General features: G+C 50.5%; 27 protein-coding genes. 20 read left to right on the plus strand and 7 right to left on the minus strand.

Features of this window, described 5'->3' with window-relative positions; all coding sequences use genetic code 11:
* Positions 1–5: 5 nt before the first annotated feature.
* Positions 6–569: an adenine phosphoribosyltransferase gene (locus tag DXY31_RS04750; protein ID WP_114992639.1), complete on the minus strand. Its 564-nt coding sequence runs from the start codon at positions 567–569 to the stop codon at positions 6–8.
* Here DXY31_RS04750 and DXY31_RS04755 point away from each other — a divergent pair.
* From DXY31_RS04755 to DXY31_RS04765, 4 genes are read left to right on the plus strand one after another with little or no spacing between them, the layout of a single operon-like run.
* Positions 568–1,125: a DUF3038 domain-containing protein gene (locus DXY31_RS04755; RefSeq protein WP_114992641.1), complete on the plus strand. Its 558-nt coding sequence runs from the start codon at positions 568–570 to the stop codon at positions 1,123–1,125. The genes DXY31_RS04750 and DXY31_RS04755 overlap by 2 nt on opposite strands.
* A complete protein-coding gene (locus DXY31_RS04760) occupies positions 1,125–1,766 on the plus strand; it encodes a DUF4335 domain-containing protein (RefSeq protein ID WP_371639108.1) in 642 nt (213 codons plus the stop codon). The genes DXY31_RS04755 and DXY31_RS04760 overlap by 1 nt, the downstream gene beginning before the upstream one ends.
* 47 nt (positions 1,767–1,813) lie before the next feature.
* The gene (locus DXY31_RS16795) at positions 1,814–1,951 is read left to right on the plus strand and encodes a hypothetical protein (RefSeq protein WP_170953559.1); all 138 of its coding nucleotides are present in this window, start codon (positions 1,814–1,816) and stop codon (positions 1,949–1,951) included.
* Complete coding sequence (locus DXY31_RS04765; RefSeq protein WP_114992643.1) at positions 1,948–2,358, plus strand: hypothetical protein; 411 nt, start codon at positions 1,948–1,950, stop codon at positions 2,356–2,358. The genes DXY31_RS16795 and DXY31_RS04765 overlap by 4 nt, the downstream gene beginning before the upstream one ends.
* Before the next feature lie 17 nt (positions 2,359–2,375).
* On the opposite strand, the gene DXY31_RS04770 is transcribed toward DXY31_RS04765, so the two are convergent.
* Positions 2,376–2,840, minus strand: coding sequence for an EF-hand domain-containing protein (locus tag DXY31_RS04770; protein ID WP_244279547.1), 465 nt, complete (start codon positions 2,838–2,840; stop codon positions 2,376–2,378).
* A gap of 143 nt (positions 2,841–2,983) precedes the next feature.
* On the opposite strand from DXY31_RS04770, the gene DXY31_RS04775 reads away from it, so the two are divergent.
* Positions 2,984–3,712: a response regulator gene (locus DXY31_RS04775; RefSeq protein ID WP_170953560.1), complete on the plus strand. Its 729-nt coding sequence runs from the start codon at positions 2,984–2,986 to the stop codon at positions 3,710–3,712.
* 228 nt (positions 3,713–3,940) lie between these two features.
* On the opposite strand, the gene DXY31_RS04780 is transcribed toward DXY31_RS04775, so the two are convergent.
* Positions 3,941–4,990, minus strand: coding sequence for an MFS transporter (locus DXY31_RS04780; protein WP_137024900.1), 1,050 nt, complete (start codon positions 4,988–4,990; stop codon positions 3,941–3,943).
* Positions 4,991–5,370: 380 nt separating this feature from the next.
* Here DXY31_RS04780 and DXY31_RS04785 point away from each other — a divergent pair, with 380 nt between their 5' ends.
* From DXY31_RS04785 to DXY31_RS04795, 3 genes are all read left to right on the plus strand, one after another.
* A complete protein-coding gene (locus DXY31_RS04785; protein WP_114992647.1) occupies positions 5,371–6,714 on the plus strand; it encodes an ATP-binding protein in 1,344 nt (447 codons plus the stop codon).
* Positions 6,715–6,789: 75 nt separating this feature from the next.
* Positions 6,790–7,743, plus strand: a complete 954-nt coding sequence (gene ppk2 / locus DXY31_RS04790; RefSeq protein ID WP_114992648.1) for a polyphosphate kinase 2 — start codon at positions 6,790–6,792, stop codon at positions 7,741–7,743.
* A 385-nt stretch (positions 7,744–8,128) separates the two neighbouring features.
* On the plus strand, positions 8,129–8,470 hold the full coding sequence (locus DXY31_RS04795; protein WP_114992650.1) for a hypothetical protein: 342 nt from the start codon (positions 8,129–8,131) through the stop codon (positions 8,468–8,470).
* A 247-nt stretch (positions 8,471–8,717) separates the two neighbouring features.
* Here the strand turns inward: DXY31_RS04795 and DXY31_RS16800 are convergent, their stop codons facing one another.
* On the minus strand, positions 8,718–8,858 hold the full coding sequence (locus tag DXY31_RS16800; protein ID WP_170953561.1) for a hypothetical protein: 141 nt from the start codon (positions 8,856–8,858) through the stop codon (positions 8,718–8,720).
* 699 nt (positions 8,859–9,557) lie between these two features.
* On the opposite strand from DXY31_RS16800, the gene DXY31_RS04805 reads away from it, so the two are divergent.
* The gene (locus DXY31_RS04805) at positions 9,558–10,250 is read left to right on the plus strand and encodes a ParA family protein (RefSeq protein ID WP_114992654.1); all 693 of its coding nucleotides are present in this window, start codon (positions 9,558–9,560) and stop codon (positions 10,248–10,250) included.
* A gap of 280 nt (positions 10,251–10,530) precedes the next feature.
* On the opposite strand, the gene feoB is transcribed toward DXY31_RS04805, so the two are convergent.
* The gene (feoB, locus tag DXY31_RS04810) at positions 10,531–12,375 is read right to left on the minus strand and encodes a ferrous iron transport protein B (RefSeq protein ID WP_114992656.1); all 1,845 of its coding nucleotides are present in this window, start codon (positions 12,373–12,375) and stop codon (positions 10,531–10,533) included.
* A gap of 43 nt (positions 12,376–12,418) precedes the next feature.
* Complete coding sequence (locus tag DXY31_RS04815; protein WP_114992658.1) at positions 12,419–12,679, minus strand: FeoA family protein; 261 nt, start codon at positions 12,677–12,679, stop codon at positions 12,419–12,421.
* Positions 12,680–12,944: 265 nt separating this feature from the next.
* On the opposite strand from DXY31_RS04815, the gene DXY31_RS04820 reads away from it, so the two are divergent.
* The 4 genes from DXY31_RS04820 (at position 12,945) to DXY31_RS04835 (ending at position 16,733) form a co-directional block, all read left to right on the plus strand.
* Positions 12,945–13,244 (plus strand): hypothetical protein, encoded by a 300-nt coding sequence (locus DXY31_RS04820; protein ID WP_114992660.1) that lies wholly within the window; start codon positions 12,945–12,947, stop codon positions 13,242–13,244.
* Between the two features lie 778 nt (positions 13,245–14,022).
* A complete protein-coding gene (locus DXY31_RS04825) occupies positions 14,023–14,340 on the plus strand; it encodes a TM2 domain-containing protein (protein WP_114992662.1) in 318 nt (105 codons plus the stop codon).
* Positions 14,341–14,506: 166 nt separating this feature from the next.
* Positions 14,507–16,270, plus strand: coding sequence for an iron uptake porin (locus DXY31_RS04830; protein ID WP_114992665.1), 1,764 nt, complete (start codon positions 14,507–14,509; stop codon positions 16,268–16,270).
* Between the two features lie 148 nt (positions 16,271–16,418).
* Positions 16,419–16,733 (plus strand): DUF3288 family protein, encoded by a 315-nt coding sequence (locus DXY31_RS04835; protein ID WP_114992667.1) that lies wholly within the window; start codon positions 16,419–16,421, stop codon positions 16,731–16,733.
* Between the two features lie 66 nt (positions 16,734–16,799).
* Here the strand turns inward: DXY31_RS04835 and rpe are convergent, their stop codons facing one another.
* Positions 16,800–17,534, minus strand: coding sequence for a ribulose-phosphate 3-epimerase (rpe, locus tag DXY31_RS04840; protein ID WP_114992669.1), 735 nt, complete (start codon positions 17,532–17,534; stop codon positions 16,800–16,802).
* A gap of 158 nt (positions 17,535–17,692) precedes the next feature.
* Between rpe and glpX the strand changes: the two genes are divergently transcribed.
* The 7 genes from glpX to DXY31_RS04875 all read left to right on the plus strand — a co-directional run bounded on the left by glpX (position 17,693) and on the right by DXY31_RS04875 (position 25,553).
* A complete protein-coding gene (glpX, locus tag DXY31_RS04845) occupies positions 17,693–18,697 on the plus strand; it encodes a class II fructose-bisphosphatase (RefSeq protein ID WP_114992670.1) in 1,005 nt (334 codons plus the stop codon).
* Between the two features lie 31 nt (positions 18,698–18,728).
* The gene (locus tag DXY31_RS04850) at positions 18,729–20,042 is read left to right on the plus strand and encodes a glutamyl-tRNA reductase (protein WP_114992673.1); all 1,314 of its coding nucleotides are present in this window, start codon (positions 18,729–18,731) and stop codon (positions 20,040–20,042) included.
* Positions 20,043–20,173: 131 nt separating this feature from the next.
* Positions 20,174–21,469 carry a glucose-1-phosphate adenylyltransferase gene (locus DXY31_RS04855; RefSeq protein WP_114992675.1) on the plus strand — a complete coding sequence of 432 codons (1,296 nt, stop codon included), beginning with the start codon at positions 20,174–20,176 and terminating at the stop codon, positions 21,467–21,469.
* An 87-nt stretch (positions 21,470–21,556) separates the two neighbouring features.
* Positions 21,557–22,975: an NADP-dependent phosphogluconate dehydrogenase gene (gene gndA / locus DXY31_RS04860; protein WP_114992677.1), complete on the plus strand. Its 1,419-nt coding sequence runs from the start codon at positions 21,557–21,559 to the stop codon at positions 22,973–22,975.
* A gap of 10 nt (positions 22,976–22,985) precedes the next feature.
* Positions 22,986–23,702 (plus strand): 6-phosphogluconolactonase, encoded by a 717-nt coding sequence (gene pgl / locus DXY31_RS04865; protein WP_114992679.1) that lies wholly within the window; start codon positions 22,986–22,988, stop codon positions 23,700–23,702.
* Positions 23,699–24,274, plus strand: coding sequence for a CIA30 family protein (locus DXY31_RS04870; RefSeq protein ID WP_114992681.1), 576 nt, complete (start codon positions 23,699–23,701; stop codon positions 24,272–24,274). Before pgl ends, DXY31_RS04870 begins: the two co-directional genes overlap by 4 nt.
* 193 nt (positions 24,275–24,467) lie before the next feature.
* Positions 24,468–25,553, plus strand: a complete 1,086-nt coding sequence (locus DXY31_RS04875; RefSeq protein ID WP_170953562.1) for a dienelactone hydrolase family protein — start codon at positions 24,468–24,470, stop codon at positions 25,551–25,553.
* Positions 25,554–25,726: the final 173 nt, after the last annotated feature.

The raw sequence follows: 25,726 nt of genomic DNA on the forward strand, positions 1-25,726 counted from the left end.
CCGAATCAGTCGTAACGGATGAGTGATGTGATTGGAAGCCCCTCCGGCAATCGACTTCGTCCGGCCAAATCTGCCAGCTCAATAACAAACCCGCAGCCCACGAGCTTGCCTCCAGCCTTTTGAATCAGCTCAACACTGGCTGCTGCCGTTCCACCGGTGGCAAGCAGGTCGTCGACCAGCAGGACACGTGATCCATCCGCTAAAGCATCGGTCTGGATTTCAAGACGATCGCTGCCGTATTCGAGGGTGTAATCAACACCCGTCACCTCGCCTGGAAGTTTTCCAGGTTTTCTTACTGGTACAAAGCCAATCCCTTTCTGGGTTGCCAGCGGAGTGCCCACGATGAAGCCCCTGGACTCAATTCCCACGATCAGGTCTGGTTGGAGTCGATCGCATACGTCGCCAAGCCGCTGCATCACTTCACTCCATCCACGGGGATCCCGAAGCATTGGCGAGATGTCGCGGAACAGAATTCCTGGCTTTGGAAAGTCCGGCACATCGCGAATGAACTGACGAAGATCCACAGGGTGGTGACGCAAAGGCCTCAACCCTGGCATCATCGCAGCCATGACCGATGTCACTGCTGAGGCGGCTCCTGATCCGTCGATTCCTGAAGCGGTTCTTGGCCGCCGTGCTCTTGAGCGCCTTGATCTGCTTCTGCTCACTGTTGAATCTCTCGACCTGAACGGAGGGGAGGCCATGCTCTGGGCAACCCGTCAGCTTGGTTTTGAGACGATCTTTCCCAATCGGGTTGAGCTCTGGAAACGTCGCTGTCACAACCCGCTCAGACGTTCAACACGACGTGGTCAGCTCAGTGCTGTGGAAACAGAGGCCTTGATCAGGATCCTCTGCATGATGGCCGACCGTCTCTATCCGATGCTTCACCAGTTGCTTTCCAGCAAAGAGCCCAGTGAGCTGACTCGTCAGCGCTGGGAACTGGTCCATCAGCGTCTGCGCGATCTGATCGAGGAGCGCATGAATCTGCGGCGTGGTGCCATTCAGCGCTTCCTTGGTAGCGAGCCTGAAGGCCCGCTGCAGCGACAGCTGGTCCTGACCCTGGCACTCGCTGCTGGACCCGGTGGGGTGGATCGTCTCCGCGCCAGTCTTCTTGATCCGACCCCCTGATGGTGATGCTCAAACAGTCCTACCGCTACGACCAAACCACTGCTCGACTGGAAGTTGAAGGGTTGCCTGACTATTCAGCCGGTCATGCAGAGCAGGCCATTGGAATTCTTTCCACATGGCGCTTGAAAATTGTCGGTGCCTCCGAGCTGGAGGGCAAACGCGAACATTTAGAAGCGTTGATGCAGGTGGTGATTCCCTATGTGCGTCTGCGTCTTTCAGGTGTGGTTCGTTCCCTGGGAGCGCTGCACGATCCAGTGAGACTGGTCCCCGATGGGGCCCAGCATCGTCTTGATCTCACCAGTGGCCAGCCGGATATTCCGCCACTGTCCATTCATCTTGATGATGCTCAACTGGCCGATCTCGTCCGTTGTCTTGATGCCTTACGAAGCGACGGCCGTGTCTGTCTGGCCTGGCCATCGATTCAGCATGAACCACTTCATCGCCGGGATCTTGTTGAGCGGATCCCTTTGACGCAAAGGCTGACAGCTCCGCTGCTTGGAGGTGCAACGGTGGTTGTTTTGGGCGTCTTGGGAATTCTGTTGCCATTGCCTCAAATCCAACCTCCCAGCCCTGCGCAGGCCCCCGAGGTCAAAACAGAAACTCCGATCAGCGATCCTGCACAACCTGATGAAGAGCGTTGACCTCTGAGCCAGGCAGCTCAGAATGACGCGTATGCCTCAGCTTTCGAATGGCTGTGAGTCCGTCCAACCTCAAGAGTTCTGTTGTTTGGATCGCTGAGTTCATTCCGTCAGCGTCGCTCTGCTTTTTGATCGCCTTTGTGCGTCGATTACTGATCACTGGCTTCGCTCAGGAAACGGTGTCATGAATTCCCCAAATCTGAGACCTCTTCGTGCTGTGCCCAAGACTCGGAAAGTGTTCAGAAAGCGTCCCCGGTTGAGGGCTGTTTCAGTCGGCCGTCAGATGCTTGAGGGTGTTCTATTGCTGGCCCTTGGCACAGGCTTGCTCGCATTTCTGAGCTGGTTGCCTCAGAAGGTCGACGCCATGGTTGTGGTCAGTGAAGCCATCGCTGACCTGATCCGAGGTCTTGGACAGCTCCTGGAGGCCTTGCTCGGGCTTGCTGCGGTCATTTTGATCGCAGTGCTTCTTCTGGCGGGCCTTTTGGCCCTGCTGTCTGGAGGCTTCCGTCTGGTCAAATCCTTCACACGCTTGATCAGTTCTGAGCGGCCCAAGCCAAGCCAAGCGATCCATCGTCGATCCAGGCCCCGCCGTTGAGCATCAGTTGCTGAGCATCAGGGGCGCGGAGCGAGTGAACGCTGCACCGTCCACAGTTCCTCGAGCGTGAGTCCCCCATCGGCGTCGAGATCGAAGCTCACAAAATTTCGGCTCAACCAGGGCAGTGATTGGCATTCATGCTGGTCGATCCGACCATCACCATTGCGATCGGCCTGACGGAAACGTTTCTGCAGCCGCTGACCACTTGGATGAGGGCTCAGGGGTCTGAGATCTTTCAGCAACAAGTAGCCCCGTGAATCAGGCCGTTGCAGTCGCCTCTCGAAATAGGGCCGACCCCGGACTTCGCCCGATTCCAGACGACCGTCACCGTTGACATCCATCCGGATGAACAGTGCCTCCATGCGTTTCCCATAGACCTGAACATGCCGTGGGCTTGCCAGAACAGAGGAGAACAGGCCAAGACTTTGCAACCCGAGCAGCACGAAGGCCATCAACACTGGATGTGACAAGCGCTTTGCCATTGCATGAGCATATGGAGATTGGGCGACATGGACATGTCTGAGTCGTGACAGTGATCCGATCAGCTGTGACAAGGTTCGTTTCAGCGCGACAGGAGGCAACAGGATCCATACGATCAGTGCAACTTGAAGCAGCGACAGAACTCATGCCCCGCACTTCGATGATCTGGGTGGTCGATGATGACCCTGATTTGCGTCAGATGGTTGGGACCTATCTGCTAGATCAGGGCTATGACGTCCGCAGCCTCAGCGATGTGAAGCAGCTTGAGGCCCGCCTGGAATTTCAGCGACCGGATCTGATCGTGCTCGATCTGATGATGCCCGGTGATGATGGGCTGACAGCACTGCGTCGCCTGAGGGATGCTGGCGATGACCTGCCGGTGGTGATGCTGACGGCCCGTGGAGAAGGCGTGGATCGCATCATTGGTCTGGAGCAGGGGGCTGATGATTACCTGGCTAAGCCCTTTTTGCCCCGTGAGCTTTCAGCTCGGATTGAAGCGGTGTTGAGGCGGCGTAGTGCACTGCCTGCAGGCACACCTTTGGCTGAAGGGGGTGATGTGGTGTTTGGCGAGAACGTGTTGGATCTGGCTGCCCGCACACTCACCCGCGAGGGCAAGCCTGTTGTGATCACTAGTGGCGAGTTCAGCCTGCTGGCGTCATTCGTTCAGCACCCTCATCGCCCTCTGTCGCGCGAACGCTTGATTGAGCTGGCTCGAGGTCCTGGCTGCGATACCGACAGCCGCAGCATGGATGTGCAGGTCTCCAGGGTGCGCAAACTGGTGGAGCCGGATCCAACTCGCCCGCGCTATCTGCAGACGGTCTGGGGATACGGATATGTATTCGTACCTGATGGCGAGCCCCGCACAAGGCACTGAGCCACCCAGCTCACCAATCGTGAAGCATCTGCATGCCTGCTCGGCGTTGATTATTCCTGTTGCACAGCAAGAGCGGAACGGGATCATCCTGCCTGGCAAAGCCTGGCTAAATCGTTTGGGCTGGAGGTCAACTCATCTCTAACAAGGTCTGGAGCTTCAATAATTGTTTGAACTGATGATCAGCTCAAAGGGGTTGGCAAGGTCATCCACAACATGTGGCCAGCCAAGTTATGGCCCTTTCGATTCATCGTTATTTGGACCTGTTGAGAGGGTCGCTGGACGTTGCCATCGCCAGGAAACCAATCCCACGATTGCAAAGACAACAGCAAGTAGCCCTAACCCCCCTCGAACGCCGAATAATTCACCTGTTACCCCCATCGTCAAACCTCCGAAAACACCGGCAACAGCACTTGACCGACCGATGATGTCGAAACGTCGTGCAGGATTTCCGTATGAGTGAAGATAATTAATGAGTTCAAGCTCAATCCGTGCAACTGAAGCACCTAAGGGCATGAAGAGAACAACGTCGAGCCACACAGGAGTGTTTGGATAGGTCGCTAGAAATATCAGGAATGAGCACAAGCCATAGTATGAACAAGCCTTTATTTTTGGAAGTATATGCTTCTGAAAAATCCGGCCGAGCATAAAAGAACCGATGATCCAGGAGAGATCAACTGAATCACCTCCTTCGATTTGGAGGACCCATAATGGTAACAGAGAAAATAGAGCGCCGATCATGAATCCGTTCAATAGGCTCCACTTTTCCAGCGGTGGAACGCTTTTTGCGGACTCGGCTTTTTTTAGCAACGATTGTGCTTGCTTTTTGATCTCTCTATTGGCAAGCCAGGCCACTGGCAGTATCAGCAACAGTGTGGGAGGAAAGAGTTTAAAAGCTGGGTAAACTATGCCCCCAAGAAACGTTCCAGTAACTCCCCCAACATCCTTACCTTGGAGGATTTGTTGGTTCGTTGTTCCTTCGCTTGCTTGCGTAAATCCTATGATGACAGCATCACTTTTAGTGATACCCAGTGATGCCAGCTGGGCACTTAAGAAGGTCAAGAAAATCAGGAATGTTTTGTTGCTGAGATCGAAATACATTCCAATCACAACAATTTCAAACAATAAGGCTGCCAGTGTGAATAGCAATAGTCCCTGGCGACTGCGTTGAAGGGGCAATAATGCGGAAATACTTCGAGGTAAGATCAGTAGGCTATTGATCATTGGGGAAGGACTAAGTTCTGCTAAAATCCACGCCGTACTAAAATTAAAAATGCTCATTGATGCTCTCCAGCTGCCGAGGAAGAGCAATGTTCGTATGTTCTTAAAGGTCACAATTTATGCCCCAAGACTGAATGAATGAAGTTCTCTGCTGATTGCAGGATATGGAGTTGAGTAACATCGTAATGGTGTGATCCATCTTTGTTGTAGAAATAGATGGCTTGTTGACTTCGCGATGACGGAGATGGTATCGATCTCGTGCCTCAATTCCAGTGTTCTCCGCTCAGATTGATGTCGATTTAAGCCCGTCCGAAAGCGACCACTTTCCGTACAATTTCATCTGTTTACCAAGCTGTGCATGCAGCGGGAGTAAAGAACGAGAGCGTGTTCGTTCTACACCGGTCAACCCGATCCCTCTGATTCCCTCGCGACTGTTGTCGATGCCTTCCCGTCCCTGGCAGAAGCGTCTCACTGCTTTGCTGGGCTGGGGAGGACTGGCCCTTGGTAGTTCGGCCTTTTGCCTGGTGGTGTTCCAGGCTCTGTTTGGTCGCCAACTGGAGCAGTTGCAAACCATTCAGCTCGGCAGAGATCTGGCCCTGAACGTGCGACTCACGGAGCTGGCTCTTGAGCGTTATCCACCTCATCTGGTCGCGGAACTGAGCGGTCTTGATCTTGAGGTCGCGGTTCGCCCGAAACCCGCACCTTTGCCACCGTCAGCGGCCTTCAAACGTCAGGCAGAGGCGTTGCAACTTCAGCTTTGTCAACGACTCTCCCATTGTCCAATGGTCTTGCCCGACCGGGCTGCCCGCGGCGAACGCAGCGTTTGGATCGAACTGATTTCCCCATTGGAGCCCATCTGGCTGCGGGTGGACGTGCCCTCGGTGATGCGTTGGCCACCGGAGCCCACACTGCTTGGACTTTCACTCGTGGGTGCCGGCATCATCTGCGGTGGATTGTTCCTGCTTGTGGAGGTGGAGGCGCCTCTGCGTGGGTTGGAGAAAGCTCTTTCTCGAGTGGGTGAGGGAGAAGACCCTGATGCCGTTGCCGCCCGCGGTGCTCCGGAGGTTCAACGCCTCACTCAACGCTTCAACGCCATGGTGCAGAGGTTGGCTGCCAATCGTCGAGAGCGGGCGACCATGCTTGCCGGCATCGCTCATGATCTCCGAGCACCGATCACCCGTCTTCAGTTCCGTCTGTCCATGCCACAGCTCTCAGCGGATGAGCGGGAGCGATGTGCTGGTGATCTTCAATCTCTGGAGAGAATCACAGGGCAGTTTTTATTGTTTGCCGGCGGTGGCGACAGTGAAACCTCGGTTCAAGTTCCCCTGGATCAATTGCTGGCGGAGGTGGCCAGCAGCCATCCGGCTGATCAATTGCGTCTCGAGTTAGATCCGCTGTCCGTTTCGGTCAAACCCGTTGCGCTCGGTCGTGCAATCGCCAATCTGATTGATAATGCTTTCTCCTACGGAGTGGCCCCGGTCATTCTCCATTTGCATGTCGAAAATGCACGCTGCTGTATCGACGTCTGGGATCAGGGCAAAGGGATGCCTGCCCAGCAATGGGAAGAGGCTTTGCAACCTTTTCATCGGCTTGATTCATCACGCGGTCAACAGGGCCATTGCGGTTTAGGGCTGGCCATTGTGTCTCACGTCGCCCGTCTGCACGGCGGCAGGCTCGAGTGCATCCATCGCGCCAACATCAATTCAGGGATTGATCTAGGCAGGTTTGCGATTCGATTCAGCCTGCCTTTGCCGGATGGCCATTCCGCGACACTGACGAGCTGAAATCTGAGAAAAACTAGAGCAGATGGAGAGCTCGCCACATCCGCTGCCTCCAATAGGAACGGATTTGTTCCGAACATGGGCAACAAGGACAAGAGCAAGACCAAAAAGCACGTTCAAGGCAAGGACAAAAAACGTCTTGGCCGCATCTCTGACATTGCCCTTGAAAGCCTTGAGGGAAGTGCGCAGGACATTGACACTCCCTCTGAGCGACTTGGGGAACTTATGGAAGATCATCATCAAAAGATTACGAGGCTGAACAAGAAGCTTTATGAGGCTGAATTGACTCGCCTACAGACTGATCTGGTTAGGATGCAGTACTGGATTCGTGAAACCGGCTACCGGATGATCGTTCTCTTTGAAGGGCGTGATGCCGCTGGAAAAGGCGGCACGATCAAACGACTGACCGAGCCGCTAAACCCAAGAGGTTGCAGGGTTGTGGCATTGGGAACACCAACCGAGCGCCAAAAAAGCCAGTGGTATTTTCAGCGCTATGTGGAACATTTTCCTGCTGCTGGTGAGATCGTTGTGTTCGATCGAAGCTGGTACAACCGAGCCGGTGTTGAGCGTGTGATGGGCTTTTGTAGCCCTAGACAGGTTGACCAGTTTCTTGACGATGCTCCTGAATTTGAGCGAATGCTTGTACGCAGCGGCATTCTTGTTCTTAAGTACTGGTTTTCTGTCAGCGACACTGAGCAGGAGGCGCGTTTTCAATCGCGCATTGATGATCCAACGCGCCGGTGGAAGCTGAGTCCGATGGATCTTGAGGCGCGCAACCGTTGGGTTGATTTTTCAAGGGCAAAAGATGAGATGTTTACGCGAACCAATATTCCTGAGGCTCCCTGGTTCACCGTTGAAGCGGATGATAAGAGGAGAGCCAGACTCAATTGTCTCCGCCATGTACTGAGTAAGGTGCCATGGGAAGATATGACTCCTCCAGGGATCAAGCTTCCTCCAAGACCGAAAAAAGGTGATTATGCGCGCCCTCCGATCAATGAACAATTTTTTGTTCCTAATGGCTACCCCTATTGACTTAGGACCAGTTTGAAATAAGGATAGAGTGCCGATGAATCTTGAGTGGAATTGATCCTGAATTAGGTTTTCAAAACTCATCGTGTTTAATGCAGGATCCCTTCCGAAAACAGAAATAATTTAAACGCGGTTGACAAAGATTGTAGTTATAACGAGTGCTCAGTGGCCAAGAGTTTGTCAATGAAGTCGGTCAATCCAGATGCTCTATGTTATAAAATATTGTTTTAAAGCCCGTCTAGAGAATCCGTTTACTCGCATCTGAAAACAGTTTTTATCCTCGGCCCAGTTAGGCCTGCTCATAGTGATTAAAGTATGTGCCGAGTGTATCTGCTTATTCGCGAAGGCAGAATCAAGGTCACTAGTGTGTTTCAAATATTTTTTATCCATGTCTAATACGACAGCTATCTACTTCACAATAAGATGTATTGAGTTAAAGAATACGATTGCAGATGGATATGAAAAAGACAGTCTTGAAAGATTCCTGAACCAGTATATTAGTCGAGGTATTCAAGGCCCCGTTCGATATTTTTGTGAATCAGAATCTGACGTCTATGCAAAAATTAGAGTGGTTATGGAATTCATGCAACAAGACTTGGATTCAGTGAATGAAATTCTCGAAATGATTCAAACCATTGAGCTTGATCAGTGGTGCCTTGAAACGAATACAGGAAATGTTTCCCCAAGACTGGTGCGTCGAACTAGCTTTAGCGACCATCAAGCGGCTTAGCTAGGGCAAATTGTTATAGTTTGAATCATGGATTGGTCACTCAGTCTTAGATAAATCAGAGAATTTGTAATTCCATTAATTATTGATGATCTTAGGGTTTCGCTGGATGCAACAATTTTGCTCGTATTTATTTTCTGGGGTGATGCAATATAAATTTAAGAGGCATAAAAGATTTGTGTGTTTATATTCTGCTGTTCAGTCTAATCACTCAATACCGTATCCATTGTTTTGGGGTGATTCAGGTGTTTTAGATCACATCCTCAAACAACTCATCTTCGCCGTAAAACAACCAAGGCTGGCCACTGTCAAGACGGTTGCGCTTCATCCAGGCGGTAAAGCTCTCTATGTCCTCCTGTTGAGGCAGTGGATCGTTTGAATTTTCGTTCATGGAAAACAATCTGGTCAGTAGCCGCGATTATCACGTGTGATTTCATGCAATGAACCGTGACTGTTTAGTCATTCCCAGGTTCCTGCCACTTGGCTCGGAATGGGAATAGGTCTGTGTTCTGTGTATATGGCTACTTGTCTAGGGAAAGGCTGGTGTCATCTGCTGCTGATGTCTGCCTTTCGTTACGGACTTACGCGTACTGAAGTCAAGATCACCGATGGCATGGCTCTGATGGATGAAAACTCTGAATACAAGCAGTGGATCCACAGTCGTTCTTGTTATTCGAGATAATTTCGAAGTCTGGAGTCCTTGCCCCAGATACTTGTTCTGTGACGGGGCGATAGGGATACCGCTCCGTTTTTTATTGGCGCTCAATTCCTTCAATGTTCTTTCGAGTAGATGGAATTGCTGTTTTCTGTCAATCAGGATGGTCAGACTTTGGGGCAGAGAGTCCATTGCTTTCAATTGCCTCTGCCCGGTTGAGCTGTTGATGCGATCCAGTGTCCAATTGGACGTTTTGGCTTGTCTTGGCCCGCCTGGATTGAATACTGTTTAATTGGTGTATTTGTTGATCCGATGTTCTGATTGAGTCACGCCGTAGCGGCTGATTGTTCGTGGTGTTTTGGTCATGACATGGAATTTAAAAGCACTTGACATCTTGCCTTTTGACGTAATGATATTAAAAATTTCTTAGAAGCAATGTTTATCACTGTTTTTGGTCAGAAAGGAGGTGTTGCTAAAACATGTACGAGCGTTCATTTGGCCGCTATCTGGGCCCAGCAACATAAAAAAGTCGCTCTAATTGATGCCGATAGAAATCGATCGGCAACTGCTTATGGAGCACGTGAATTGCTTCCTTATCCGGTCATTCCTATTGAAGCTGCAGCCAAAGCTGCAAGAGGTGCGGATATTGTTGTGACAGATGGTCAGGCGAGCAGCAACGAAGAAGAACTTAAAAATCTTGTTGAAGGTTCCGATATTATTATACTTCCTACGACCCCTCAGAGTCGCTCCTTAGAGTTAACAGTTGAAATGTCGAAGTTGTTAAATAATTATCGCATTCCTTATGCCGCTTTGTTGGTTAAGGTTGACTCACGAAAAAAATCCTCAGCTCAGTCAGCTATTGAAATTCTCGAAGGTTTTGATATCCACGTCTTAAATTCTCAAATTCCTCTTTTAAGTGCTTTTGAGAGTGCTGAAACTGAAGGTGTTACGGTTGACCATTCTGTGGACAATCGAGGTCGGGCACATTCAAGACGCATGATGGGTTGGTTCGCTTATGACAAAGCGTGCGTTGAGATTGAAGAGCTTTATCAGGCTTATCAAGAAAAAAACCTTACTTCAACTCCAATCGGTTGGGATTTCACACCCTTGGAGAACAGAGCCGCTTAATTTAAAAGTCGGTGTTTGGCTGATTAGAAATTGGTTGTTTTCATCATATCGTTCATCCTTTTCTGTTAAAGGGATCAGTTTCTAATTGCGCTTATATAAATTTTCGTCAATCAACTGTTGAATTCTTTTTAATCATCTTTTGAATTGTCTCCTGTTCTTTAGTTCCGCAAGGCTGAATTCTGTTTGTTGGCATGAATCAATTTTCTTGTGCAAAATAGACAATAAAAAACTTGGTGGTGTTATTTGTGATCACCACCAAGTTTTGCTCAATTTATGAAATTCAAGATGTAAAGATTAAGTTGTATGCTTGATAGAACCCAAAAGCAACAACCCAGGCAACGATCATTGATACGGCAACAGAGAATAGGGTGAATCTCGCTGATTTTGTTTCACCCCAAATCGTGGCAACAGTGGTTAAGCATGGAACGTACAAAAGGCTGAAAAGGCAGTAACTGAAGCCTTGCTGGAAATTGATAGCTCCTCCCAGTGTTGTTTTGAGTGCATCACTGCCTTCACTCAATCCATACATCGTCGCAACAGCAGCCAACTGAACCTCTTTAGCGACGAAGCCAATGATGAGTGAAACAGTCAATAATGGATTGATGCCCAAGGGAGCCATCAAGGGTTGGAAGAAAGTTCCGATTTGTCCTGCATAGGTATTTAAACCCTCGGCACCACCAGGATAATTAGTCAGGAACCACGTGATAGTTGTACCAATAATCATGAAGACAGATAACTTTTGAACAAATGTCTTCATTTCACTCCATACATTCAATGCAACTTGTTTGAATGTAGGTGTTCTGTAGGGAGGCAATTCAATGACAAACGGATCTTTCGACTTGAACTGTCCACTAGCATTGAAAATCATCGCCATGACGAAGGCCACGATAAAGCTAATGATGTAGAGAAGCCATAGGGCTACAGCACCTAAGTAGCTAGGAAGAATGATTCCCAGGAAGAAAACAAATACTTGTAGCCTTGCAGAACATAATGCGAATGGGATGACAAGAATCGAAAGCAATCTCTGACTGCGTGAACGAATTGTTCTTGTTCCCATAATCGCTGGGACATTACAGCCAAACCCGAACAGCTGCATCACGAATCCGCGGCCGTCAAGACCTGCCTTGCGCATGATGTTGTCCATCAGATATGCAGCTCTTGAGAGATATCCACTGTCTTCAAGGGCAGTCATCACCACAAAGAAGAAGGCAACAAGTGGCACAAAGCCGAGCAATGAAGCGAATCCTGTGTAAGGTCCGCTGATTACAAAATCTTTAACGATGGCAGGGAGAAAGCTCAACCCTGGTTCTAAGACAGTTGCTTGCAACCAATCCGTGAAATCGCCAACCGGATCCTGGGCCGGCATGCCCACGTTCCAGATAAAGAGGAACAGGACCAACATGGTCAGGAAAAAGATTGGCAAACCGAAAATGGGATGCAAAAGCACTGCATCCATGCGGTTCGTAAACGTCACCAGGTTTTCCGGTGGCATTTCAATGCCTTGGTCTAGAGATTCTTGAATTTCTTCATCGGTGATCTTATTCTCTCGGCAAAATTCAACAAGTTCAGATACTTTATAAGAATCTTTGACGTCGTTAACAGTATTCCAGATACCATCGATTGCCAAGCTGCAGCCAGCGCCATATTTTGCACTAATCGTAAAGACAGGCATCTCAAGGTGTTGAGATAGCTTCTGGGTATTGATTTTCACTCCAAAGCGCTTGACCTCATCAGCCATATTGAGTGCAACTAAACTCGGAATACCAAGTTTTTTGAGTTGCAGTGGTATAAGTATCTGTCTATCAATTTGAGATGCATTGACAACGCAAACGATTAAATCAAAATTGTATTGCTGTAGAAAATCCTGAACGACCTTCTCATCCTCTGTGAATCCATCGAGATCGTAGATTCCTGGTAGATCAACAAATTCAACGGTTTTCCCATCGCGTTCAACTTTTGCCTGCATGAAATCAACCGTTAAGCCAGGCCAGTTAGCGACTCCTGCGGTCGCGTTGGTGACACGATTGAAGAATGTTGATTTGCCCGTATTGGGTTGACCTATAAAAACGATCCTTGGTAATTCGTTTTTTGTCTGGATTGTTTTACCAGTTTCTGCGGTGATCATGATGATGTTTTAGAACTCGTTGAAAAGGATTAAAGGGACAGTGTCATGATTTTCTGGTGTCTGAGACATCTGTGATTTCAACCAGAGCCGCCTCAGACTTTCGTATAGCAATTTCAGTGGTACTGCCAACTCTTACTTCGTAAGGATCACCACCTGGAGCCTTGCGCATGACTCGTACCGTTCTACCTTTCCTTATTCCCATTGCTTCCAGACGATCTTTGAAGGAATTGCTCAAGTCACTTCCGTCACTACTGACTCCAACAACTGTTGCTGAATGATGGACGCCTAACTCACTTAAATTCATCTGGGTAGCTTGGCTAATGCAACTCTATAAAAAGGTTAGAGCGCCAAGATTGATCTGGCAATTAAAGACGAGTGAATAATGACTGATAAGAACGGTGACTGTAGAATTTTTTACGGATGAACTTTGTACTTTTTTTCGGAAAACAAGCAAAACCTTTAGACGCAGCCTGAGGTGCGGACTTGCCTGTAACATTTGATACGTCGTAGTTGATGTTGCTTGTCGACCCTTGAATCACTGCTAATTTGAGATTTGATTGTACGTAATCATGCTGATTATTGAAATTGAACTGCTCATTGCGCTGGTGCTTGTTTTAATAGCAATTACTCGTCGTACCGCAATAACGCAATGGCTTGCTAATAGAAGATATCAAATTGGCCTCAAGCGGGCTCGAAAATTGTTTCAACTGTTAGATCAAAAGGACGGCCAAAATGCGATTACCAATCACTTACTCGAAGAAGGACACTTTTTACGTTCAAAGCGTAGAGTTGGGGATTTTTATTGTATCCCGGATGAGGATATTGATGGTGAAAAGCAAAATATTATGCTTAGAATGTCACAAAAATGAGCCCCGTTGGGTCGCACTGCGCAGGCTTTATCTGAGCTCTATCCAGGATGGCTATTTTAAAAAATCTGTTATCGATATCCCTGCTCTTTGGGATCGTGAGTTTGATGTGGCTTATGATCATTGGAAAGACAACCTGTCTGGAACCATTCAAAGAGACGATCAAGAAGATGCTTGGATCGTCGCTTAATTTCTAGTTTTGAACGATCTTTTGACTTTGATCACCTTGGTCTAATCAGAGGTCAAGGTATTTTAGTAGCGATCATGTTTATTTGACTTGCTGTTTTTTATTCCTGGATTTCAGAAGGTTTGAAATGGAATGAAATAGCGCTTCAAGAAGGTGACCAAAACTTCTCATCAGGCGCTTAAGGCCTAAGTTTGGCATCTTGCCGCATTTGCTGCAGTGGGGCATCAGTTTGTCTCATACACATTCAACCCTAATCAGACAGGTTGGTGAAAACCCTATTCTTTTGATTTCTTTTCTGTCCTTGGCCTCGTTGGTTCATGATAAAAATTGATGGTTTCAAATTGATTTGATCCATATGTTCTGCCTGAGTTCCCTGAGCTCGCTTTGATGGAATCAATTGCTACCTGGGCTTGATCATATTTGCTTCGTTTTTTATGGGCTAGTTTGTGCCCTAATTACACGGTTTTTCTCGCTTTGTACAGTTAATTTTGGTAGGCGGCTGATCAGCGAAGTCACCAATGCATTTCTGCAACAAGCTTGATCTCTACTCCTGCCATTGTTAGGCTGTTATTAGCATTCTTCCCATAGCTGCTGATGAGAAAAGAGTATCAACATCTTGCTAAAAAAATGTCTCTCGTCGAGCAGATGGTTTTTGAAAATGAATTCGAACTTCGTTGCAGGCAGCCTTCCTTGGGAGTTGTATATGCTCTTCTTTTAGGATGGTTTGGTTTTCATCGATTTTGGTTGAATGATCGCAATAGCGGTATTGTGTTTCTCGTTTTTTCGTGGACATTGCTGCCTGCGCTTTTTTCTATCTTTGACGCTCTTTGCATGCGTGAATTGTGTACGGGCTATAATAATAAATTGGCAAAACAGTTGTATGATGATATTAAGAAGATTAGTCCTTATTGATTGCTGGATTTGATCTTCCTGTCTGAATAGTCTCTTGTGTCCTGCTTTTACGACTGTATTAGACGACTTTGAGGATCATTTGAATGTAAGATTGTTGCGACCCCTTGCGAGCTTGATCTTTCTTCTTAACATTTGAGTTCCTCTTTTTTTTGGTGTGAGGAATTCCATGAAACTTTTTAAGCAACTGCTAGTTGCTCCTGCTGCCCTGGGCCTTTTGGTTCCTACGGTCGCCAACGCCTCTGAAATGAACGTGAGTGGCGTGTCCAACTATGCCTCCGTAACGCACGATTCAGGGGCAGAGGAGCAGGTCACCAGCATCACCCAGTTCTCTGATGTCTACCCGACCGACTGGGCTTATCAGGCTCTCAGCAACCTGATTGAGCGCTACGGCTGCGTTGCCGGCTATCCCAACGGCACCTACCGCGGCAACCGTGCAATGACCCGCTTCGAAGCGGCTGCACTGTTGAACGCCTGTCTCGACCGCGTCACCGAGGTGACCGACGAGCTCAAGCGCCTGATGAAGGAGTTCGAAAAGGAACTCGCCATCGTTAAGGGTCGTGTTGACGGCCTGGAAGCTCGCGTTGGTGAACTGGAAGCAATGCAGTTCTCCACCACTACAAAACTTGAGGGTCAGACCAGTTTCGTTCTTGGCGCCAATACTTTTGGCGGGGATCTGAATGAATACGATCTTTTTGGACTCAGAGACGCATACGATCTGGATCTGACCGATGCCCAGATTAATGATTACCTGGCTGATCCTGATGACGGTCTTTTCGAAAACACACCGTTTAGTGATCTGGCTATTGCTCAGCTTTTCATCAGTGGTGAAAATGCTCAAGACTATGAAAACAGAGAGTACGGAGCCACAACCTTTAACTACGACACGCAGATCAACCTCAATACCAGTTTTACTGGTAAGGATCTGTTGACGACGACCCTCCGAGCAGGAAATTTCGGAAGTACCGCCTTCTTCGGTGCTCCTTCGACTCTGTCAACACTTGAAGTCGCTTCAGATTCTCTGGACGGCGGTAATAGTAGTGATGCAATTTATATCGATAAGATCTTTTATACAGCTCCGATTGGAAGTAGTTTCAGCTTTATTGTGGGTGCCAACGTTGGTCAGGATGACATGATGCCGATGTGGCCATCTGTTTATCCATCCGGTGATAGCAACACAGTTCTTGATGTACTAACACTTAATGGTGCGCCTGGTGCCTACAACAAGACCCAGGGTCCAGGTGCCGCTCTCAACTACGAAAATGATGGTTTCGTCGCTGGCGTTCAGTACGTTTCTCAAAATGGCATGGATGGCAATCCTCAGGAAGGTGGAATTGCTACAGATGGTTCAGTTGGAGTTGGTACTGTTCAAATTGGATATCAGGCTGAGCAGTGGGGCATTGCTGGTATTTACTCCTACTTGCAGGATGCGCAGCTAGTTCCCTACACCACTGCATTTACCCAGCTTAGTTATATCGTTAGTGATGCAACGAGTAACAGCTCTCTAAACGCCTTTGCGCTTTCAGGGTATTGGCAGCCTGAAGATACAGGCTGGATTCCTGCAATCAGTGCGGGTTGGGGCATTAACACCCTGAACGATACGGATGGAGCTCCTGACCGCATTGTGACGACTTCGCAGTCCTGGCAGGTTTCACTCCATTGGGACGATGCATTCCTTCAGGGCAACAGCCTTGGTTTTGCGATTGGACAACCAACCTTCGCGACTGCATTAAAAGGTGGAGACACTCCCTATGATGGTAATTACGTTATGGAGGCTTATTACGGTTTCCAAGTTACCGATAACATCACTGTTACTCCAGCGGTGTTTTATTTAAGTCGTCCTTTGGGTGAATTAACCTACCTTGGCCGACAAGGTTCAGATAGCACCTTCAATCAGTTCGGCGGAGTTCTGCGTACAACTTTCACGTTCTGATTAAGCCATTCCTCCCGGATTGGTTGATTATTCATACGTGATTAATTTTTAGGGCTTAAACCGACCTGGAAACAGGTCGGTTTTTTGTTGATCTAAGCAGGACTTTCCCTTTCAATGACATCCTGTTGTCTAGGCTTGAATTTCACCCATGAGTGAACAGACCGGTCAGTCGCATCCGCTTTATGCAACGGATCGTGACCAGGTGGATTCCCTGCTTGGTCATCAAGGAGATCCAGGTCCTGAGCAGCTCACTGTGGCGGCCAGACTTGTGATGCGATACGGCGATTTTCCAGGCGCCGATGACATCAAACAAGATATTCAGAAGGTTGTAGCCGATTGGGGACTGGATTCTCAAAGCCTGAATGCCCGTTGTCGTGAGATCTGGGCTAGTGGTTGGAAGCCTGGTCAGCAGCTTGATAGTGATCTGGGCTCTGGCGCTGATGTGGCCGACCAGGAGGGTTAAGGGCAGCTGAGTTGGCTGATCCCCGGTGCGACCGGGGCAACACTTTGGCTCACTCAATTGAACTGCTCAGGCAGGCGTCGGCAAGACTTTGCCGGCTCTGGCTTCCTGGGCAACGCGGCGCAGATCGTCGCAGCCTTCTTTCAGTGTTGGGTAAGCGAACATGCCGCTTCCCGCAATGAAGCAGTTGGCGCCGGCTGCACAACATTGGGAAATGGTCCAGTTGGCCTTGATTCCGCCGTCGACTTCAATATCAACAGTGAGACCACGCTCATCGACGGTTTTTCTCAGTTGTGAAATCTTGTCCAGCATGGTGGGGATGTAAGCCTGACCACCAAAGCCAGGATTCACAGTCATCACAAGCACGTGATCGACCAAGTCGAGCACGTTTTTGACCATCTCCATCGGAGTATGGGGATTCATCGCAACAGATGGACTCCCGCCGAGCTGTCGAATCTTGCCAAGCACTCGGTGCAGGTGGGTGTTGGCTTCCACGTGAGCAATAACAACTCCAGGTTCTCCGTTTGGTCCCTTGCTTGCATCGACGTATTGCTCAAGCATCGTTTCTGAGTTGTATTGACTGACCATCAGCTGAGTTTCAAACTTCACATCGCAGTATTTGCGACACGCCTTGATCAGTTCTGGGCCAAATGTGAGGTTGGGCACGAAGTTACCGTCCATCACGTCAAACTGAATCCTGTCGACACCAGCTGCTTCGAGATCCTTCACGCATTGGCCCATGGCAGCCCAATCAGCGGGCAGCACCGATGGGATGATCTGAATTGGGCGTTCGGATGCGGTCATGGAGGGTCTGAAAACTCGGGGGACTTTAGAGAAGCGCCATCGATATCAGGCTTGTTCGAAGTCACTGATACAGTAAGCCGCGCTTTTGAGCGAAAAGCCCAGTGGCGCCAAGTCCTGAGAGCTGCTCCTCACCGCATCTAGTTCCCCGCCGCACTCCAGTGGATCGCACTCTCATCCAGGAAATTCTCGAGGTTGTTGAGCAGGCAGCCATCGCCTCTGCTCGCCTCACAGGCCTCGGCAAAAAGGATGAAGCCGATGCTGCAGCCGTTGAAGCCATGCGTCAGCGCATGGGCCAGATTCAGATGCAGGGTCGAATTGTGATTGGAGAAGGCGAGCGCGATGAAGCTCCCATGCTGTACATCGGCGAAGAGGTGGGCAGCGGTACTGGTCCTGGAGTGGATTTTGCCGTTGATCCTTGCGAAGGCACCAACCTTTGCGCCAACAATCAGCGCGGATCGATGGCTGTGCTTGCGGCTTCTGACCGAGGCGGCTTGTTCAATGCGCCTGACTTTTATATGAAAAAGCTGGCGGCTCCTCCGGCAGCCAAAGGCAAAGTCGACATCCGCAAGTCCGCAACCGAAAACATCAAGATTCTCAGCGAATGCCTCGGACTAGCTGTTGATGAGCTCACCATCGTTGTGATGGACCGGACGCGTCACAAGGATCTGATTGCGGAAATCCGTTCGACTGGTGCTCGTGTTCAACCCATCTCGGATGGTGACGTCCAGGCCGCCATTGCTTGTGGTTTCGCCGGAACAGGCACCCATTGCCTGATGGGCATCGGCGCAGCCCCCGAGGGTGTGATCTCCGCGGCTGCCATGCGTGCTCTGGGTGGACATTTCCAGGGTCAGCTTGTGTATGACCCAGCAGTGGCTCAAACCAAGGAATGGGCTGATCTCACCAAGGAGGGCAACCTGGCTCGTTTGGCAGAAATGGGCATCAGTGATCCCGACAAGATCTATGAGGCTGATGAGCTCGCATCCGGTGAGCATGTGGTGTTCGCTGGCAGCGGTATCACCGATGGTCTGCTCTTCCACGGCGTTAAGTTCGAAAAGGACTGCACGCGTACCAGCAGCCTTGTCATTAGCAATCTCGACGACACCTGCCGTTTCACCAACACGGTTCACATCAAGGAAGGTGCACAGAGCATCGCTCTGAGCTGATCTCCTTCTTTCCGCAGCGAGGGTTTTCTCCATGCACATCGCCGTTGTCGGCCTCAGTCATCGAACGGCACCGGTTGAAGTGCGCGAAAAGCTCAGTATTCCTGAGCAAACCATGGAGGAATCCCTACAAAACCTGCGGGGGCATGACCAGGTGCTTGAGGCTTCGATTCTCAGCACCTGCAACCGTTTAGAGATCTATACCCTTGTTCGCAATCCTGAACTGGGAATTTCGGCTGTCAGGGAATTTTTGAGTGGACATTCCGGACTGGACACTGGAGATCTCAAACCCCACCTGTTTACGTTCCATCACGAGGACGCCGTTGGTCATCTGATGAGGGTCGCCGCCGGTCTTGACAGCTTGGTTCTTGGTGAGGGGCAGATTTTGTCTCAAGTCAAGAAAATGATGCGCCTGGGCCAGGAGCACAAATCGCTCGGCCCGATCCTGAATCGCTTGCTCACTCAAGCTGTGAGCACGGGCAAAAGGGTTCGCAGTGAAACCAATCTGGGCACCGGTGCCGTTTCCATCAGTTCTGCTGCAGTTGAACTCGCCCAGTTGAAGCTGGGCCAGAGCCGTGGTCTGGATGATCTGGTCACCCTTGAAGATGAACAGGTGGCGGTTGTTGGTGCCGGGCGGATGAGTCGTCTTTTGCTTCAGCACCTGAAAGCGAAGGGTGCTTCAGGTGTTGTGGTTTTGAACCGCACGGTGAGCCGGGCCCAGTCCCTTGCTGCCGATTTCCCTGATCTACCGGTGCAGTGTCGTCCACTGGACGATCTCGATCACTGCCTGAGCACCTGTTCGCTGGTCTTCACCAGCACGGCAGCCGATAATCCGATTATTAATGCCAGTCGACTTCAGCAGTTGAATCGCCGCAGTTCACTACGGCTGGTCGATATCGGGGTTCCTCGCAATATTGATGCTGATGTGGAGGGGATTACCGGGGTTGAGGCTTTCGACGTCGATGATCTGAAAGAAGTTGTCGAACGCAATCAGGAAGCGCGACAGCAGGTGGCTCGAGAGGCTCAAGGTCTGCTCGATGAAGAGGCGAGGCTGTTTCTGGAATGGTGGGACAGCCTGGAGGCAGTTCCGACCATCAATCGGCTTCGGTCTTCTCTGGAGTCGATCCGGTCGGAGGAGTTGCAAAAAGCTCTAAGCCGCATGGGACCTGATTTTTCTGCCCGAGAGCGCAAGGTAGTTGAAGCGCTCAGCAAGGGCATCATCAACAAGATCCTGCACACCCCTGTGACATCACTGCGTGCACCGCAGCAACGCAGCGAACGACAAAATGCGCTGATTGTGGTTGAGCGTTTGTTTGATCTGGTTCAGGACGACGAGCAGGAACGCTGAGTCATTTCCGGCTGGGAATTTCCCTGTCTAAATCTGATTCCCAGCATTCTTGTCGGATCTGGCCCATGCATCGGTTGGGAGCCCCAAAAGTCCGGTAGGTTTGCCCGGCAAAGCCGATCTGCGGGGGCGGCATGAAGCGTGTTCTGGCCATCATTCTCGGGGGAGGAGCGGGAACGCGTCTATACCCCCTCACCAAGATGCGGGCCAAGCCCGCGGTTCCTTTGGCCGGCAAGTACCGACTGATCGATATCCCGATCAGCAACTGCATCAACTCCGACATCAACAAGATGTACGTGATGACGCAGTTCAACAGTGCGTCTTTGAACCGTCACCTGAGCCAGACGTTCAATCTCAGCAATTCCTTTGGAGGCGGATTTGTCGAGGTCCTCGCTGCTCAGCAGACTCCCGACAGCCCTTCGTGGTTCGAAGGTACCGCTGATGCAGTTCGCAAATATCAGTGGCTGTTTCAGGAATGGGATGTCGATGAATATCTAATCCTGTCTGGGGATCAGCTGTACCGCATGGACTACAGCCGTTTCATTGAGCATCACCGACGCACCGGAGCCGACTTGACTGTTGCGGCTCTGCCGGTTGATGCCAAACAGGCTGAATCCTTCGGTCTGATGAGAACGGATAATGACGGCAATATTCAGGAATTCCGTGAAAAGCCGAAGGGTGACTCCCTGCTCGAGATGGCAGTGGACACAGCACGCTTTGGGCTCAGTCCTGAATCCGCTCAAGAACGTCCCTATCTGGCTTCGATGGGGATCTATGTGTTCAGTCGTCAAACACTCTTCGATCTTCTCGATGGCAACACCAACCACAAGGATTTCGGCAAGGAGGTGATTCCTGAATCTCTTGCACAAGGTGACAAACTCCAGAGTTATGTCTTTGACGACTACTGGGAGGACATCGGCACGATTGGTGCGTTCTATGAGGCCAACCTCGCCCTGACGCAACAACCAAAACCCCCATTCAGCTTTTACGACGAGAAATTTCCGATCTACACACGGCCGCGTTACTTGCCTCCGAGCAAACTTGTTGACGCTCAGATCACCAATTCAATTATCGGCGAGGGTTCGATTCTGAAGTCCTGCAGTGTTCATCACTGTGTTCTTGGTGTCCGCAGCAGGCTTGAGTCTGATGTGGTGCTTCAAGACACCCTCGTCATGGGCGCTGATTTCTTTGAGTCCAGCGAAGAGCGCGCAGTGCTTAGAGAGCGTGGTGGCATTCCCCTCGGAGTGGGCCAGGGCACCACGGTTAAGCGAGCCATCCTCGATAAAAACGCGCGCATTGGATCCAATGTCACGATCGTGAACAAGGACAATGTTGAAGAAGCCGATCGCGCTGAGCTTGGCTTTTACATCCGTAATGGAATCGTGGTCGTTGTAAAAAATGCATCGATTCCTGACGGAAGTGTGATCTGATCGTTCATTCCTGACAGAGGTTGACCATGTTGCAGCCGACTTCGGATGCTGTGGTCACACTGTCGTTAGTGAATGGTCCAGCTGAGCATGTCCAAGGCCCACTTCGGTCTGATTGGTCTAGGCGTGATGGGGGAAAACCTTGTCCTCAACGCTGAGCGCAATGGCTTCTCGAGCGTCGTCTACAACCGCACCTATTCCAAGACGGAAGAATTCATGTCCGGCCGCGGGGCGGGCAAAAACATTCAAGGAGCGACTGACCTCCAGGATTTCGTTAACAAACTGGAACGTCCACGTCGGATCTTGATGATGGTGAAGGCAGGTGGGCCTGTGGATGCTGTCATCGAACAGATTTCCCCCTATTTGGATGAGGGAGATCTCCTGATTGATGGTGGTAATTCGGAATATCACGACACCGAACGCCGCGTTGCTGAACTGGAAAGTAAAAGCTTTGGATTCATCGGGATGGGCGTCTCGGGTGGAGCCAAAGGTGCTCTGGAAGGGCCGAGCATGATGCCAGGAGGGACCAAGTCCTCCTATGACGCCATTGAAAGTCTGGTTTGCAAGATGGCAGCCCAGGTTGAGGATGGCCCTTGTGTCACCTACATCGGCCCGGGAGGCTCTGGTCACTTCGTTAAGACGGTCCACAACGGAATTGAATACGGCATTGAGCAAATCCTGGCCGAGGGATATGACCTGATGAAGCGGGTCGCTGGCATGAGCAGCCTCGAGATGGCGGATGTGTTTGCGCACTGGAACAGCACCGAGGAGCTCGCCTCCTATCTCGTTGAAATCACCGAGGTGTGTCTACGCACCATGGATCCGGATGATGGCACCCCGCTTGTGGACAAGATCCAGGACAAGGCTGGTCAGAAGGGAACTGGCCTTTGGACGGTTGTCAGTGCTCTGCAGATGGGGGCCTCGGTGCCCACGATCTACGCCGCCCTCAATGGACGGGTGATGAGCTCCATGAAGGAGCAGCGCATCAAGGCTGAGGCGATTCTGAAGGGGCCGTCCATTCAGTCGTTTGACATGGGCACATCGGCTGATGGCATGTCTCCAATCATGGATGCCATGGTTTTGGCTTGTATGGCCAGCTACGCCCAGGGAATGGAGTTGCTTCGGATTGCTTCCGCTGAGCACAACTACAACTTGAACATGCCTTCGATCGCACAGATCTGGAAAGGTGGCTGCATCATTCGTGCTCGCTTGCTCAAGCGCATTCAAGATGCGTTCAACGCCAACCCCCAACTGGAGAACCTGTTGATCGATCCCTGGTTCGCCGATCAGGTGAACCGTCGTCTGCCCGGACTGGCAAAAGTGGTCGCCGGTGCAGCCGCTGCTGGTGTTCCAGTGCCCTGCCTTAGCAGCACACTCGATTACATCAACAGCTACCGCACGGCACGCCTTCCCCAGAACCTTGTGCAGGCCATGCGTGACTGCTTCGGCTCCCACACCTACGAGCGCGTGGACAAAGACGGCATCTTCCACACCGAGTGGCTCAAGTGAGGGCCCCGCGATGAGCTCTTATCGCATCGAGCAGGTTCAATCTGCTCAGGATCTTGCTCGGCGCGCCGCCGAGCACATCGGATCCGCGATCGACTTGGCGCTTGATCAAAGGGACCGAGCGCAGATTGCTTTGTCTGGGGGCACCACCCCTGCTCTGGCCTATGCATTGCTGGGGCAGGAACACTTGCCCTGGGACAGGGTTGATGTGTTTTTGGGCGATGAGCGATGGGTTGCGGCTGACGATGAATCAAGCAATGCACGCATGTTGCGCAACACCCTGCTCAAGAGGGATCAACCAGGAGCCCGCGCCTGTTTTCACCCCGTTCCAACTGTTGAATTGGCCTCTCCCGAAGCCAGCGCCGAGGCCTTTGCTGAGCTGGTGGCCAAGGTCTGCCAGGGCGAACCACCCGTGTTTGATTTCATGCTGCTTGGTCTTGGTGATGACGGTCACACAGCGTCTCTATTCCCAGGAACTGAGGCTCCGCGAGTTTGTGATCGCTGGACCACCATTGGCCGGGGAAAAGGGCTTGAGAGGATCACTCTCACGGCTCCTGTTCTCAGTGCCGCACGCCAGGTGGTGTTTCTGGTGAGTGGAGATGCCAAGCGCCAGGCTCTGTCTCGACTGATCGATGCTCGGGAGTCCTCGGAACGCACGCCTGCCAAGCTGGTTCAGCCAGCCTCTGAGATTCTCGTGCTCGCCGATCAGGCTGCTGCTGAAGGTCTTTGACGACACCTCCCTACCAACAGCCACCGGAAATTCGAGTGATCGCTGCAGGTGACTCCTTTCGCGATTGGGCCAGCCTGAATGACACGATCATGGGCGGGTCCAGTAGTGCAGGATGCCGATTCAGTGACCAGGGCCTTGTTCTTGAAGGCGAGGTGGTGAGTGAAGGCGGCGGTTTCGTGAGCTGCCGTTCTCCGGTGTTTCGACCGCCCCTAGATCTCAGTTCCTACAAGGGGTTGCGTCTGAGATTGGATGGGCAAGGACGCAGTTTCAAGTTCGCGGTTGCCTGCCGTGATGGAGTGTTCGGACTCACCGAACTGATTCCAGGTGGATTGCGTTGGGTCACGACAGTTGCAACTGAGTCATCGAACACCACAGTCGTTGACATTCCCTTTGATCGTCTCCGGCCTGTGGTGCGTGCGAAACCTGTCAGTCTTCCGGTTCGCTTTGATCCGTCGTGTATTACGCGACTTCAGTTGTTGCATTCACGATTCGGTGATGATGGTGAGCCAAATCCAGGTTATCGAGCGGGTGCGATCAAGCTCTTGATTCGCTCGATTGAAGCATTTAGATAACACTATTCTTCCCATATCCAAGAAGATCTATTCCTTTTCCCCTTCCATGCTTGACATCACATCTTCTTCGGATTGGTAGGTACTCATAATCGCGTCGTTGGTTTGTTGAGACAGGAATTAACCGTGTTCATTTTGAACTTGCGGCTTGATTTGCGTGAGTCTATCGTATTAGTAATAATTCATGAGTTGGGCAATGAAATCACCCTTGCCAGGTAAACATTTTCTACGTTTTTGTGCATTGCCATTGGCTCTTTTGGCTGCGCATTTCTGTTCTGCAGCTCTCGCCGAGCAAGAAAGTTTTAAAGGCCCTGGGCCATTCGCTGTTTCGATGTCATCGGTTGATGGCCAGGGGTTGTTGTTTGCGCCTACAGGCTCTGCACCTGAAGGTTCTTGGCCTGCTGTGGTTTTTGCTCACGGTTTGTGTGGTCCCGCAGAAAAGTATTCGTCTACTTTGTCTCGACTTGCTTCCTGGGGATTCATGGTGATTGCGAGTCAGAAGCAAGGTGATTGTGGAGTGATGAATGTTGATCATCCTTTCGCCACTTTGGGTAACCTCTTTCAGCTCCCGGTCAAATTTAATAATGCTGTCGACTTTTCAGGTATGGCAGATGACATTCGTTCGAACTTGAGATATCTAAAGAGCCGTTCAGATGTTGATTCCAATCGTCTCGCTCTCATGGGTCACAGCATGGGAGGTGGGATGGTTGTTGATGTGGCCTCTAATCTCGGGGCAGGTGGGTCCGATTTGGTTAAAGCCGTTGTTGCGATTGCACCGTGGAATGGCGTTCAGCCAACCCCTAGTTCGGTTGTTAGAAGTGTTTCTGCGCCTATTCTCATTTTCTGTTCAATGTCTGATGCTCTTTGCCCTTGCTCGGGTGAGGTTCAGTTGAGTGATACGCAAGGCTTGCTAACAGGAAGTGTATCTCCTGAAATTCCGCTGCTGTTTGGACCTTCAGCTGATCCCACATGGCGTGGTGGGGCTGTGGCGATCTTTGATAATGCCCAGAATGCTGTTTTGATCGATATCAACCGTGTTAGCCATTTCACAATCGCTGGCATTGATGATGGAAGAGATATGCAGAATTTTGCGGATTGGGCACGTGGTGAATCAGGACTAAACTTTAATAAACCCAATCGTCCCTATGTGGATATTCCTACAATTGAATATGCTGTTGCGTTTCTGAATCAGAGTCTTGATATTGATGCTAAATCAGCCCAGTCTTTCCTCGATGAATCTTCCTCGGATTCACGCATTGTTGATATCCGTCGTTCTCGCTGAAAGTTTGTGGTTTCTAGTCGTTCGTTCATGGTTGATTGATAATCGTGCTTTGATCGTGGGCAACACTTCCCACTTGCAATTTTCTGCGTGTTCTATTGGGGGTCGAGTAATGAGCTGTTAGCTAACTTCTCTGCACGCAACTTTTGATCGTTGGAGGGCTTTTTGGATCAGAG

This window comes from Synechococcus sp. UW179A, assembly GCF_900473965.1.
GTDB lineage: Bacteria > Cyanobacteriota > Cyanobacteriia > PCC-6307 > Cyanobiaceae > Synechococcus_C.

Excerpts from the sequence above, each read along its gene's own strand:
- DXY31_RS04755 (WP_114992641.1), top strand. The coding sequence starts at position 568 with ATGACCGATGTCACTGCTGAGGCGGCTCCTGATCCGTCGATTCCTGAA.
- DXY31_RS04750 (WP_114992639.1), bottom strand. The coding sequence starts at position 569 with ATGGCTGCGATGATGCCAGGGTTGAGGCCTTTGCGTCACCACCCTGTG.
- DXY31_RS04760 (WP_371639108.1), top strand. The coding sequence starts at position 1,125 with ATGGTGATGCTCAAACAGTCCTACCGCTACGACCAAACCACTGCTCGA.
- DXY31_RS16795 (WP_170953559.1), top strand. The coding sequence starts at position 1,814 with ATGGCTGTGAGTCCGTCCAACCTCAAGAGTTCTGTTGTTTGGATCGCT.
- DXY31_RS04765 (WP_114992643.1), top strand. The coding sequence starts at position 1,948 with ATGAATTCCCCAAATCTGAGACCTCTTCGTGCTGTGCCCAAGACTCGG.
- DXY31_RS04770 (WP_244279547.1), bottom strand. The coding sequence starts at position 2,840 with ATGGCAAAGCGCTTGTCACATCCAGTGTTGATGGCCTTCGTGCTGCTC.
- DXY31_RS04775 (WP_170953560.1), top strand. The coding sequence starts at position 2,984 with ATGCCCCGCACTTCGATGATCTGGGTGGTCGATGATGACCCTGATTTG.
- DXY31_RS04780 (WP_137024900.1), bottom strand. The coding sequence starts at position 4,990 with ATGAGCATTTTTAATTTTAGTACGGCGTGGATTTTAGCAGAACTTAGT.
- DXY31_RS04785 (WP_114992647.1), top strand. The coding sequence starts at position 5,371 with ATGCCTTCCCGTCCCTGGCAGAAGCGTCTCACTGCTTTGCTGGGCTGG.
- ppk2 (WP_114992648.1), top strand. The coding sequence starts at position 6,790 with ATGGGCAACAAGGACAAGAGCAAGACCAAAAAGCACGTTCAAGGCAAG.
- DXY31_RS04795 (WP_114992650.1), top strand. The coding sequence starts at position 8,129 with ATGTCTAATACGACAGCTATCTACTTCACAATAAGATGTATTGAGTTA.
- DXY31_RS16800 (WP_170953561.1), bottom strand. The coding sequence starts at position 8,858 with ATGAACGAAAATTCAAACGATCCACTGCCTCAACAGGAGGACATAGAG.
- DXY31_RS04805 (WP_114992654.1), top strand. The coding sequence starts at position 9,558 with ATGTTTATCACTGTTTTTGGTCAGAAAGGAGGTGTTGCTAAAACATGT.
- feoB (WP_114992656.1), bottom strand. The coding sequence starts at position 12,375 with ATGATCACCGCAGAAACTGGTAAAACAATCCAGACAAAAAACGAATTA.
- DXY31_RS04815 (WP_114992658.1), bottom strand. The coding sequence starts at position 12,679 with ATGAATTTAAGTGAGTTAGGCGTCCATCATTCAGCAACAGTTGTTGGA.
- DXY31_RS04820 (WP_114992660.1), top strand. The coding sequence starts at position 12,945 with ATGCTGATTATTGAAATTGAACTGCTCATTGCGCTGGTGCTTGTTTTA.
- DXY31_RS04825 (WP_114992662.1), top strand. The coding sequence starts at position 14,023 with ATGAGAAAAGAGTATCAACATCTTGCTAAAAAAATGTCTCTCGTCGAG.
- DXY31_RS04830 (WP_114992665.1), top strand. The coding sequence starts at position 14,507 with ATGAAACTTTTTAAGCAACTGCTAGTTGCTCCTGCTGCCCTGGGCCTT.
- DXY31_RS04835 (WP_114992667.1), top strand. The coding sequence starts at position 16,419 with ATGAGTGAACAGACCGGTCAGTCGCATCCGCTTTATGCAACGGATCGT.
- rpe (WP_114992669.1), bottom strand. The coding sequence starts at position 17,534 with ATGACCGCATCCGAACGCCCAATTCAGATCATCCCATCGGTGCTGCCC.
- DXY31_RS04850 (WP_114992673.1), top strand. The coding sequence starts at position 18,729 with ATGCACATCGCCGTTGTCGGCCTCAGTCATCGAACGGCACCGGTTGAA.
- DXY31_RS04855 (WP_114992675.1), top strand. The coding sequence starts at position 20,174 with ATGAAGCGTGTTCTGGCCATCATTCTCGGGGGAGGAGCGGGAACGCGT.
- gndA (WP_114992677.1), top strand. The coding sequence starts at position 21,557 with ATGTCCAAGGCCCACTTCGGTCTGATTGGTCTAGGCGTGATGGGGGAA.
- pgl (WP_114992679.1), top strand. The coding sequence starts at position 22,986 with ATGAGCTCTTATCGCATCGAGCAGGTTCAATCTGCTCAGGATCTTGCT.
- DXY31_RS04875 (WP_170953562.1), top strand. The coding sequence starts at position 24,468 with ATGAAATCACCCTTGCCAGGTAAACATTTTCTACGTTTTTGTGCATTG.